This window comes from Mesobacillus sp., from assembly GCF_047739415.1.
In the GTDB taxonomy this organism is placed as follows: domain Bacteria; phylum Bacillota; class Bacilli; order Bacillales; family Cytobacillaceae; genus Mesobacillus.
The window spans coordinates 1-9449 of record NZ_JBIQOE010000154.1 but is presented as its reverse complement, the minus strand read 5'-3'; the positions used below and the strand labels follow the sequence as shown (position 1 = coordinate 9449).

Below are 9449 nucleotides of genomic sequence, written 5' to 3'. Positions count from 1 at the left end.
AGGATTTTTAATTTAAGAGTAAAAGGAGTCTAATACGCTAATCGAAGGGTTGGTAAAAGTGAAGTTGTTGTATACGGAAACTGAAAGGCTCGTTTTACGCCCATTTAAGGCAGAAGACTATCATAATTGGTATCAGCAGTTTCTTTTGAAAATGGCAGTTGGACTGACTTTTGCATTTATTACAAAAACAGTAGTAAGATTCCTTTCTCAAATAAATGTGAGGGCAGCCACCGTTTAGCGGTAGGTGCTCCTCATTTAGTTCCTACTTTACAAAGCCGCTCGCAAGTAACAAATTTAAATTGCTCATGGTTGCTTCCATAACTTTAACCCTCTCAAACTATTAATTTCATAGCTTCTAATACCCTGGAAACGTGAAGGTCATCCTTCATCGATTCAAGTGAATGCCATTTCACTTCTTTTAAGGTTTGTTGCTCGCCAACCTCGGGATCGTAACCGAGAGAGGCTTCTTTGTCGTTTATTGGGCGAACTAAAAAACACCTTTCCTCTCCATGGCTGTATTGACCAGTGAATAGATACTCCACCACTTCCACATCCAAATTAACTTCTTCTCTTACTTCTCGAATAACTGCATCTTCGAATGTTTCGTCTGCTTCAAGTCCTCCGCCTGGCAGTGTCCAGAAGGAACCGTCTGGATAGACATGCTTTGTCATAAGTATATAATTGTCTTTAATGATTGCAGCAAATGCTCTTGGTCTCGTCAAAACGTATGCACCTCACTGGTTATGTTTTGGGTATTTTACTATATTTTAACATATCAGAAAAATCTATCGGCCAAACGGAAGGTGGAAACCGGGAAAAGTGTCCGATAGAAGAGCTCTATCGGCCAAACGGAAGGTGGAAATGTGGAAAAGTGTCTGTTAGAAGAGCTCTATCGGCCAAACAAAACATGGTAACCGTGAAAAAGGTTCAATAGAAAGGGGCGAACAGAATGGCAAATACAATAAACAATCCACATACATCCATTATCGGGGCTGGGATTGGAGGACTTTCCGCAGCGATTGCCTTGCAACAGCTTGGCCAAAAAGTGTCAGTTTTTGAAAGAGCTTCGAAACTAAAGGAAATGGGGGCTGGTATAGTTTTGTCTGCTAATGCAATCAAGACATTGGAAAAGCTGGGGGTTGCGGATCAGGTACGCCAGGCAGGTTCGCCGGTGAAAAAAGCAGAAATCAGGACTCCCGATGGCCAAGTTTTGGTTAATATGCCGGTTCACAAACAGGCAGAACGATATGGAACGTACAGTTATTTGATATACCGGCCTGACTTGCAGAGAATTTTATCTGAAAAATTAGAGCCCAATACAATAGTGCTTAATAAAAAGTTTTTAAGATTGGAACAGGACGGCGTGAAAGCAACCAGTTTTTTTGAGGATGGAGAATCTATTGAATCGGAACTTCTTATCGGTGCGGATGGAGTGCATTCACAAGTGAGACAAAATATTGTTGAGAAATCGAGATTGAGTTATTCAGGATTCACCGCATTCAGAGGAATTACTCACTATGAAGATCCTCGTTTTCCAGTAGAGCTTGGTGGAGGTTTCGAAGCCTGGGGAAATGGAAAAAGGTTTGGCTTTTCCCAGTTAGGAAAGGGTCGCGTTTTTTGGTTTGCGTCTATTAACGCTCCTCAAGGGACATTTCCTACAGCAAAAAATAAAAAACATATCGCATTGCAGCATTTCAAAAGCTGGTGGGGACCAATTGCAGATGTCATTGATTCTACAAGTGAGGAAAACACCCTTGTTCATGAGATCTTTGACCGCGAGCCGATAAAGAAATGGCATAAAGGGAGAGTGACTCTGTTGGGGGATGCAGCTCATCCGATGCTTCCGAATCTAGGGCAGGGCGGAGCACAGGCGATGGAAGATGCATTAATTCTTTCACGCTGTCTCAAGCAATTTCCTTGGTCACTTGAATCAGCTTTGAGTCATTATGAGCAAGAGAGAGTACCACGCGTTACAAAGATTGTCCAAGGTTCCAGGATGATGGCAAGGATGATGCAACTTGAAAATCCTGCAGCGATGGAAGTCAGAAATCAGTTGTTACGGAAAGTGCCCGATGTACTAAAAATCAAAAGGCTGGACTGGATACTTGGGTATGAAGCGTAAATAATCAAACTAGAAAGCTGCTTTCAAGCAGCTTTTTTTATGCCGTTAATTAATAATAATTATCATTAGTAAATAAAATGAACATAAATAAAAAGCTTTTTAATGATGAATTTCATTCTCAATTAAAATAAATTTTCTCAATTAATGTTGATTTTTTATTCTCGGTTGGTGTATTATTAGATTATAATAATTATAATTTAGAGGATGATGTTTATGAGCGCTTCTAAGGAGCAGTATGAAAATAATAATAAAAATAAAAATAAAAAGTTATTCATTTGGGCAGCCGGGTTAACCATTTCATTTGCTCTAATAGAAATTGTTTATGGTTTCATATCCGGATCGCTTATGATTATCGGTGACGGTGTCCATATGAGCTCAGATGCCATCTCGCTGATTCTCTCCCTTGTTGCAGCAATCATGGCGACAAAGGCTGCTACAAAAAAGAGGACATTTGGCTACAAACGCTTTGAACCGATCGCTGCTTTTATCAACGGACTGACGCTAATCTTGATTCCGCTTTATATCATTTATGAGGCCGTCAATCGCATGATCAAGCCGGTTGAAATCATCCCGGAACAAATGATTACCGTCGGGATCATTGGACTTTTAATCAATGCACTTGTTGGCTATATTTTATCCAAGGGCGATGCGAACCTGAATATGAGAAGCGCTATTTTGCATGTTTTTGCCGACATGATTACAAGCCTGAGTGCAGTGATTGTTGCACTGGCAATTATGTTCTTTGACATGGTTTGGCTTGATCCAATAGGAAGTATCATCACTTCGTTCATCATTATCCGCGGAGGTATATCGATTACGAAGGAATCATTTAACATCTTGATGGAAGGCACCCCTGAAGGATATTCAGTCGATGAGATTAAGAAGTCCATCCAAAGGATGAACGGGGAGCTTAAGGTTCAGGACGTCAAGGTATGGTGTGTCAATGAAGCAGAAGTGTATACAATGATTCGCGTGAAATCCTCCGGTGGTATGATCAAAAACATGCAGAAGATGATTAAAGAGCTAGTCTCCGGGTCTACGAAGATACCATCCGAAAATATATTTGTTGATGTGAATTAATCAAACACTGAATCGTGCATAAGGCACGATTCTTTTTTGTCATGGATTCTTTTTTATAGGATAAATATTGTGAATCCATGTAATTGCAAATAAATTAGGCCGGAACTACTCATTTTGTAAAAGAAGGAAAATTCAGGTGAGATGTAGAAATGGGAGGATAAATGGAAACGAATCATGTCCCAAGAAAAGTAGCAGGAGGCTATAGTTAATGATTTTCGAAATGACTTACCAGGTACGAGTTGCGGATTTCGATGAAGGATTAAAGTGGTATAAATCTCTATTGAAAAAAGAACCTGATTTTACTCCGCATGATGGCTTTGCCGAGTGGGAATTGATACCTGGATGCTGGCTGCAGGTAGCAGAGGGAACACCAGCTGAGGGTAGTGGTCCACTGCGTTTAGGTGTTATTTCAATAGAACAAGAAAGATTACGACTAATCAATGAGTTACATATCGAGTCATTTGAGATTTTTGCAAGAGAAGAAGTTCCAGTGAAATGGGCAACCTTTTCCGATCCATGGGGCAATCGGATAGGATTTTTTGAATACATTGAGAAGCAAGCAATGAATGAAAGAATAAAGGTCATCTTAGGCAAAAATGGTTAAAGAGGCCCCAACAAAATACATTGAGATTGGTATCGGTAATACCTGGCTCGTTCGAACGGAATTTGAAATGGAAAACGGTTATGAATATGAGAAAAAGGGGATAAAGGGCCCAGTACATTTTCATTCAGCTTATCTAAGAGTCTGGTTCTGGAAGTCAGTTATCATTTTCGATTCTAGAGAAGGCTTAAAAACTATGGAGAAGAAAAGTAAAAAATTCAAACTCATATTGGGAATCGTCAGCAAGCAGTAAAGTTTGTCCAAAGAGAGTGAGAACGTAATCTTCAGATTGAAAGTATCTGAAGATTAGTACTGCGTATTCACCTGTGAAATCTCCAGGTATTTCTCCTTCCAGTGTTGTAGAGGAGATCAGATGTTAGAAAAACTCCTACAGGTGGTATGGCGTTGGTATTGATTGGCGGACCGGTCAAAGCTGTATCAGTGGTAGCAATCCAGCTTCCTGATTCGCCGGCTTGTAAGGACGGAGGCTTCATCAGAAACTTGCCGCTTAACACCAAATGGCGGACATTGATAGCTGGGTCATCATAAATCGTTAATTGGCCTGCAAACGAAGCATAAGGTGAATCGAAGCGGATTGATTTTGCATTTTCATCCCAGGTTCCCTGGATAGGGATGGGGTTCCCACGAAAATTAGCGGTGCCCGTGAAGGAATTTCCCAATATGGAATTGATGGTGATTGTCCCCCTGACAATCGGTTTCCCGGCAATCTCCGCGTCAATCCCCCAGCGTGATGGTACCGGCAAACTTTGCGTCGCATTCTGTCTAGTGTGCAAGTTGATCTCTCCTTATGTTATAAGTTAAGGGTTTCAGCCTATACAGAGTATATGCAGCGATCATCTAAATGGGGAATGGGTGAGCTTGCTGGTCTCATATTAATTAGGTGGATATGTAATTGGATTAAAAATACATAAATTACTAGTGGTTCATATAAGGAGAGTTCTATTGTCAATCATAAATAAAGAAGTCGTTTCGTTGGTATTTTATAAGCCGGAATATAAAGAAAGGCTGTCGAATTACAGTTTGTCTGTGGAGCAGCAAAGATATACGGCACTTCCTGTAGATGCTCTGCAAATATGTGAATCAGAGCCAGACAGGCATCCAATTGTCATTTTGTATGGTCATCAGCCTGCTGGATTTTTTGTACTCCATGGCTGGGAAGGCGTAAAAGACTTTAGTGATAATAATGATGCATTATTATTACGGGCCTACTCAATAAATGCTGAGTATCAAGGAAAAGGTATTGCTTCACAATCTATCAAGCTTTTGAGCCCATATGTAAGAGAGCATTTTCCAGATGTAAATGAAATCATATTGGCTGTAAACCATGCAAATATAGTTGCCCAAACCGTCTATAAGAAAGGTGGCTTCGTGGATAAGGGCATAACTGCAATGGGAAGAAAGGGAGAAATGTTTATTTATCATTTAGATATTTAGTTCGGAGAGCTTGGACAAGAAGGAGAGGGGATTCAGTTATGCCAGAAGTAAAGCAGTTATCGGAATTGAAATTGGTGGGGATTCGGGTATTGTGTCCAGGTGATCAATATGTCATCGAGATTCCAAAAGCTTCGAAGGTGTTGAGTGAGCGTATGGATGAAATTGCGAATGTCGTGAATCCATCTCTGCAGTTAGGAGCTTTTGTTGTTGATCATAATTCTAATGAGGAAGACGGATATTGGGTTTGTGTTGAAGTTTCAGAATTTGAGGAAATCCCCAAAGACATGGTTGCACTAACCATACCTGCCCAGATGTACGCAATTTTAAGACACAAAGGTGCTAACGTTGAAATTAGGCAGGCGTACAACGAGTTACATCAATGGATTGAAGCAAACGGTTATCAGAGATTAACGAATAAATGGCATTTGGAAGCCTTTCATGAATGGTCTGATCCAGCCAATCTAGATGTGGAACTAAGGGATACGGTAGCTTTTGAAGTGTAAAAAATGGAAGGATTTGAAACTTTGTATCTCCCTCATTCGTAAAGATAAATACATTTAGATATATACAGGGGGAGGATGCATGATGGTAGAAACACAAGGAGATTTTCTGTTTACATTTGCTCCTATTTTTATGGGAGGCATATTTATTTTAGTATTTGGAATCATTATTTTTACAATTATTAAAAGCATAGGGACATGGAGTAAGAACAACCAGTCACCTCGTGTGAATGCAAATGCGAAGGTCGTCACGAAAAGAACAAGTGTGCGCGGAGGTGGAGAAACTAGGGCGCGAAGCATATATTATGTGACTTTTGAATTTGACAGCGGCGACAGGCTCGAACTTCAAGTCAACGGCCAGGAATATGGACAGTTGGTTGAAGGAGATTATGGAGAACTGAACTTTCAGGGAAGCCGCTATTTGGGATTTATAAGACACTCCTAGGTATTGTCATCAGTATAAGCCAGAAGACCAAATCAATATGGATTTGGTCTTTTTCGCATTTATTTAGAATCATTATCCGAAGAATTTATGGAAAGCTCCTTATTGTTTAAAATCCGGATCATTGCGATAATCCCGCGGCATATTAAAAATTTTAAGACCAAACTAATAGCAGAGTGATACCATGTCCAGCCCTTTTTCCAAGTGATCAGCTTGGTTTTCTTGGCAGCAAATGTTTCGATCATTACCTGTGGGATGATAAATGGAAATAGTTTAAGAAATATACCTATTGGCTTACTATTCAGTGTCCATTGGTTGTAATAGAGAAGCATCAAAGGATAGTGCACATAGTCAAAGGGCAAGTGAATCTTGAATTTCTTTTTAAATGGTCTGATTTCGTATTTTAAATATCCTTTTGAAACCAGGTAACGGTCTGCCCATGAATTCCCAATTATACTTACAAGGTAAACGATAATCCAATCTTTGAATGATCGTTTAACGATGGCAAAAGGTAATAAAAACAAGGCTATTATTGCGGAAGTATATAGCAAGGTTGCAGATAATCTTTTTTGTTTTTTTCGCAAGAGTACCACCTCATAATTAAAATGCAACAATACAAATTGCTTTATGTATCCTCATGAAAGTTTCACTTCAAGGTATTGAAATTTAATCAAAAATGTTGGTAGGGGTAATAATACTTATAAAAGACGGTAAAGAAGGTGAGATCTTGCCACGAAAGCCAGCAGTAAGTACCGAAGTACAGGAAAACGAAATGGAAGAAATTGAACCTGTCGTGAACAATAAAAAAGATGAAATAGATGACTTAAACCGCTTGCTAGCCGCGGTTCTTGACTACCTGTCCGACGATGAAGTGGAAGTTATTGATATTGAGTATTTATTGGAGAACACAGAGGGTTTACGTGAATGGTGGAATCAATATCGGGAGAGGAACAGAAAAAAGATCGAAGAAGAAATAACTAAAGCACTTGGGGATCTTTCGATTGAGGAACTGGAAAACCTGAGGGAGAAAATCACAGGGAATGAAAAAGAATGAAGGGTTTTGCTTATGATCGGACTACTCATATCAGTTTTGATTTTTAACCTGATTGCATTCAAGATGAATAAAAGATTGCTGCCAAGCCAGGTCGTGCAAATTTGGACTTTCACGATTGCTTTCCAGATGCTATTTGACTTAATCGTTGAATTTAAGTTCAACAGTTATTGGTACTTTGAACCTGGAGTTGACTGGGCGGAGTTAATTTCTAGAACAGTACTGATTCCACCAGTGAATATGATTTTTTTAAACCTATACCCATTTGAAAAAAAAGTGATTAAAAAGATTGTCTTCTTACTCATATTTGTCATTTGTATTTTAATATATGAATACATCACCATGCTGCCGGAGCCCTGGGGCTATTTTCGTTATGGCTGGTGGGGGATTTTGCATTCTGCCATCGTAGACCCTGTCATTTTATTGTTTTTATTAGGGTTTTATAAATGGATTCAGTGGCTTGATCGTAAACAAGTTACGATAAGAAATTAAGTAAAAGTGGGTGTTTACCAGTATGTTTTGGGCACCATATCTGTCTTTGGTCATCAACCTTCTAACTATCTGGTTTATGCCGAAGCGGCTTACAAGCAGAGAAATATATGTTACCTGGGCTGTTATTGCATTAATCAACTTAAGTACGGATGTTGCTTTGGATTTATATCTTAAACTTTATGAGCTGGGAGGTCCCGGAGTCCAGCTTCGAGTACATTTCATAGAGATCACTCTTGGAGCGTCATTTGGCATAATATTTCTCAACTTCATGCCAAGAAAGATTCATACATTTGCTTTATATATGCTAGCCTGGTTAGTTATTACAATCCTTTTTGAACTACTGATGGTCAAAGTAGGATTTATCCGATATACAGGCTGGGAATGGTGGTATTCCGTTCCTTATTACATAGCGGCATTCTTTTTTGTTAGGTGGCATTTATTTTTTATAAGGAAGGATTTTTGAACCGTATGGATTAAGTTGAAAGCTTAAATCTATGCGGTTTTTATTTTTCCTCTGTAAAAGCTTTAAAATGGAAAATAATTGTTACAAGGAAGGTGAAAAGAGAGAAATATAGAATTTTAAATAGTGAGGTGAAATGCAATGGAAAATCAATTAATCCGAGTGGGTACGATTTACATTCCTGTTAGGGATACGGTGAGCTCAGCAGAATGGTATAAGGAAAAACTGGGTGCCAAATTAAATTACCTGGATGATGAAAAAGCTATTTTAAATTTGGCTGATATTAGTATGTTTTTGGTTAAGGCAGTGGAACAGAACTCGAACTTTCTTGATGTAAATGGTACGGAACGGTTCGTTCTTACATATGAGGTCGATGGTTTGGAGGCACTTACTTCGATTCACTCAGATTTTAAAGAGCGTGGAATTGAAGTCGGTGAAATTGAGAATAGGGGTCATGCAGGCAGGAATTTTGTGTTTTACGATCTGGACAGAAATAAATTCGATGTCTGGAGTGAATTGAGCAAGGAGTATAAGCAGAGGGTTGTTAAGGAGGAAGTATGAAATTTGTTTTAATCTTTGGGCCGCAGGCTGCCGGAAAAATGACGGTAGGGCAAGAACTTGAAAAAATAACAGATTTAAAGCTATTCCATAACCATATGACGATTGAATTAGTGACTCCTTTCTTCGATTACGGAACTAAGGAGGGGAAGCGATTAGTCGGACTCTTCCGTCAGGAAATTTTCGAAGCGGTGGCAAAAAGCAATCAGTATGGCTTGATTTTTACCTATGTCTGGGCGTTCGATGTGAAGGAAGACTGGGAGTATGTGGATAAAGTATGCCGAATTTTCGAGTCAGAAGGAGGAACGGTGTATTTTGTTGAATTGGAGGCAGAATTAGACGAAAGACTACAGCGGAACAAAAGCCCTCATCGACTCCAACACAAGCCCACAAAGCGGAATCTGCAAAGGTCGGAGCAGAACCTGGTGAAGTCAATGGATCAATATCGCTTGAATTCAATTGAAGGTGAGATAGAAAGAGAGAATTATATTCGGATAAATAACACGAATATAAGCGCAGACGAAGTAGCTCAACATATTAAAGAACATTTTGATTTGTAATTGAAAGGGAGAGGCAGAATGAATTCTATTAAGCAATTAGAACAGGAAATAGAGAGCAAAGAGAAAGAGTTAATGAGTATAAAACAAGAACTGGCAGCGTTAAGAAAACAGCATCCTTCATTTACAGT

Annotated in this window: 15 protein-coding genes; 12 read left to right on the top strand and 3 right to left on the bottom strand. The window is 39.2% G+C overall.

Features of this window, described 5'->3' with window-relative positions; genetic code table 11:
• Nucleotides 1–332: 332 nt before the first annotated feature.
• The gene (locus ACH0QE_RS12095; protein WP_415800898.1) at nt 333–722 is read right to left on the bottom strand and encodes an NUDIX domain-containing protein; all 390 of its coding nucleotides are present in this window, start codon (nt 720–722) and stop codon (nt 333–335) included.
• 227 nt (nt 723–949) lie between these two features.
• On the opposite strand from ACH0QE_RS12095, the gene ACH0QE_RS12090 reads away from it, so the two are divergent.
• The 4 genes from ACH0QE_RS12090 (at nt 950) to ACH0QE_RS12075 (ending at nt 4056) form a co-directional block, all read left to right on the top strand.
• Nucleotides 950–2122 carry an FAD-dependent monooxygenase gene (locus tag ACH0QE_RS12090; protein ID WP_415800897.1) on the top strand — a complete coding sequence of 391 codons (1173 nt, stop codon included), beginning with the start codon at nt 950–952 and terminating at the stop codon, nt 2120–2122.
• 213 nt (nt 2123–2335) lie between these two features.
• Nucleotides 2336–3202 (top strand): cation diffusion facilitator family transporter, encoded by an 867-nt coding sequence (locus ACH0QE_RS12085; RefSeq protein ID WP_415800896.1) that lies wholly within the window; start codon nt 2336–2338, stop codon nt 3200–3202.
• Nucleotides 3203–3410: 208 nt separating this feature from the next.
• Nucleotides 3411–3806 carry a VOC family protein gene (locus ACH0QE_RS12080; protein ID WP_415800895.1) on the top strand — a complete coding sequence of 132 codons (396 nt, stop codon included), beginning with the start codon at nt 3411–3413 and terminating at the stop codon, nt 3804–3806.
• Nucleotides 3799–4056, top strand: coding sequence for a DUF3977 family protein (locus ACH0QE_RS12075; protein WP_415800894.1), 258 nt, complete (start codon nt 3799–3801; stop codon nt 4054–4056). Before ACH0QE_RS12080 ends, ACH0QE_RS12075 begins: the two co-directional genes overlap by 8 nt.
• Before the next feature lie 67 nt (nt 4057–4123).
• Here ACH0QE_RS12075 and ACH0QE_RS12070 read toward each other — a convergent pair whose 3' ends face one another.
• Entirely contained in the window at nt 4124–4597 is a 474-nt protein-coding gene (locus ACH0QE_RS12070; protein ID WP_415800893.1) for a hypothetical protein, read from the bottom strand.
• A gap of 169 nt (nt 4598–4766) precedes the next feature.
• On the opposite strand from ACH0QE_RS12070, the gene ACH0QE_RS12065 reads away from it, so the two are divergent.
• The 3 genes from ACH0QE_RS12065 (at nt 4767) to ACH0QE_RS12055 (ending at nt 6203) form a co-directional block, all read left to right on the top strand.
• Nucleotides 4767–5258 (top strand): GNAT family N-acetyltransferase, encoded by a 492-nt coding sequence (locus tag ACH0QE_RS12065; RefSeq protein WP_415800892.1) that lies wholly within the window; start codon nt 4767–4769, stop codon nt 5256–5258.
• Between the two features lie 38 nt (nt 5259–5296).
• Nucleotides 5297–5761 (top strand): GyrI-like domain-containing protein, encoded by a 465-nt coding sequence (locus ACH0QE_RS12060; protein WP_415800891.1) that lies wholly within the window; start codon nt 5297–5299, stop codon nt 5759–5761.
• Nucleotides 5762–5840: 79 nt separating this feature from the next.
• The gene (locus ACH0QE_RS12055; protein WP_415800890.1) at nt 5841–6203 is read left to right on the top strand and encodes a DUF2500 domain-containing protein; all 363 of its coding nucleotides are present in this window, start codon (nt 5841–5843) and stop codon (nt 6201–6203) included.
• Nucleotides 6204–6262: 59 nt separating this feature from the next.
• Here ACH0QE_RS12055 and ACH0QE_RS12050 read toward each other — a convergent pair whose 3' ends face one another.
• Nucleotides 6263–6784 (bottom strand): CBO0543 family protein, encoded by a 522-nt coding sequence (locus tag ACH0QE_RS12050; protein WP_415800888.1) that lies wholly within the window; start codon nt 6782–6784, stop codon nt 6263–6265.
• Nucleotides 6785–6927: 143 nt separating this feature from the next.
• Between ACH0QE_RS12050 and ACH0QE_RS12045 the strand changes: the two genes are divergently transcribed.
• From ACH0QE_RS12045 to ACH0QE_RS12025, 5 genes are all read left to right on the top strand, one after another.
• Nucleotides 6928–7254 carry a hypothetical protein gene (locus tag ACH0QE_RS12045; protein WP_415800887.1) on the top strand — a complete coding sequence of 109 codons (327 nt, stop codon included), beginning with the start codon at nt 6928–6930 and terminating at the stop codon, nt 7252–7254.
• Between the two features lie 12 nt (nt 7255–7266).
• A complete protein-coding gene (locus ACH0QE_RS12040; protein WP_415800886.1) occupies nt 7267–7743 on the top strand; it encodes a hypothetical protein in 477 nt (158 codons plus the stop codon).
• Between the two features lie 22 nt (nt 7744–7765).
• Nucleotides 7766–8206, top strand: a complete 441-nt coding sequence (locus ACH0QE_RS12035; protein WP_415800885.1) for a hypothetical protein — start codon at nt 7766–7768, stop codon at nt 8204–8206.
• Between the two features lie 138 nt (nt 8207–8344).
• On the top strand, nt 8345–8764 hold the full coding sequence (locus ACH0QE_RS12030) for a VOC family protein (RefSeq protein WP_415800884.1): 420 nt from the start codon (nt 8345–8347) through the stop codon (nt 8762–8764).
• Nucleotides 8761–9321, top strand: a complete 561-nt coding sequence (locus ACH0QE_RS12025) for a shikimate kinase (protein ID WP_415800883.1) — start codon at nt 8761–8763, stop codon at nt 9319–9321. The genes ACH0QE_RS12030 and ACH0QE_RS12025 overlap by 4 nt, the downstream gene beginning before the upstream one ends.
• The last annotated feature ends 128 nt before the right edge of the window (nt 9322–9449 follow it).

Excerpts from the sequence above, each read along its gene's own strand:
- ACH0QE_RS12090 (WP_415800897.1), top strand. The coding sequence starts at position 950 with ATGGCAAATACAATAAACAATCCACATACATCCATTATCGGGGCTGGG.
- ACH0QE_RS12030 (WP_415800884.1), top strand. The coding sequence starts at position 8,345 with ATGGAAAATCAATTAATCCGAGTGGGTACGATTTACATTCCTGTTAGG.
- ACH0QE_RS12080 (WP_415800895.1), top strand. The coding sequence starts at position 3,411 with ATGATTTTCGAAATGACTTACCAGGTACGAGTTGCGGATTTCGATGAA.
- ACH0QE_RS12025 (WP_415800883.1), top strand. The coding sequence starts at position 8,761 with ATGAAATTTGTTTTAATCTTTGGGCCGCAGGCTGCCGGAAAAATGACG.
- ACH0QE_RS12085 (WP_415800896.1), top strand. The coding sequence starts at position 2,336 with ATGAGCGCTTCTAAGGAGCAGTATGAAAATAATAATAAAAATAAAAAT.
- ACH0QE_RS12060 (WP_415800891.1), top strand. The coding sequence starts at position 5,297 with ATGCCAGAAGTAAAGCAGTTATCGGAATTGAAATTGGTGGGGATTCGG.
- ACH0QE_RS12040 (WP_415800886.1), top strand. The coding sequence starts at position 7,267 with ATGATCGGACTACTCATATCAGTTTTGATTTTTAACCTGATTGCATTC.
- ACH0QE_RS12055 (WP_415800890.1), top strand. The coding sequence starts at position 5,841 with ATGATGGTAGAAACACAAGGAGATTTTCTGTTTACATTTGCTCCTATT.
- ACH0QE_RS12075 (WP_415800894.1), top strand. The coding sequence starts at position 3,799 with ATGGTTAAAGAGGCCCCAACAAAATACATTGAGATTGGTATCGGTAAT.
- ACH0QE_RS12035 (WP_415800885.1), top strand. The coding sequence starts at position 7,766 with ATGTTTTGGGCACCATATCTGTCTTTGGTCATCAACCTTCTAACTATC.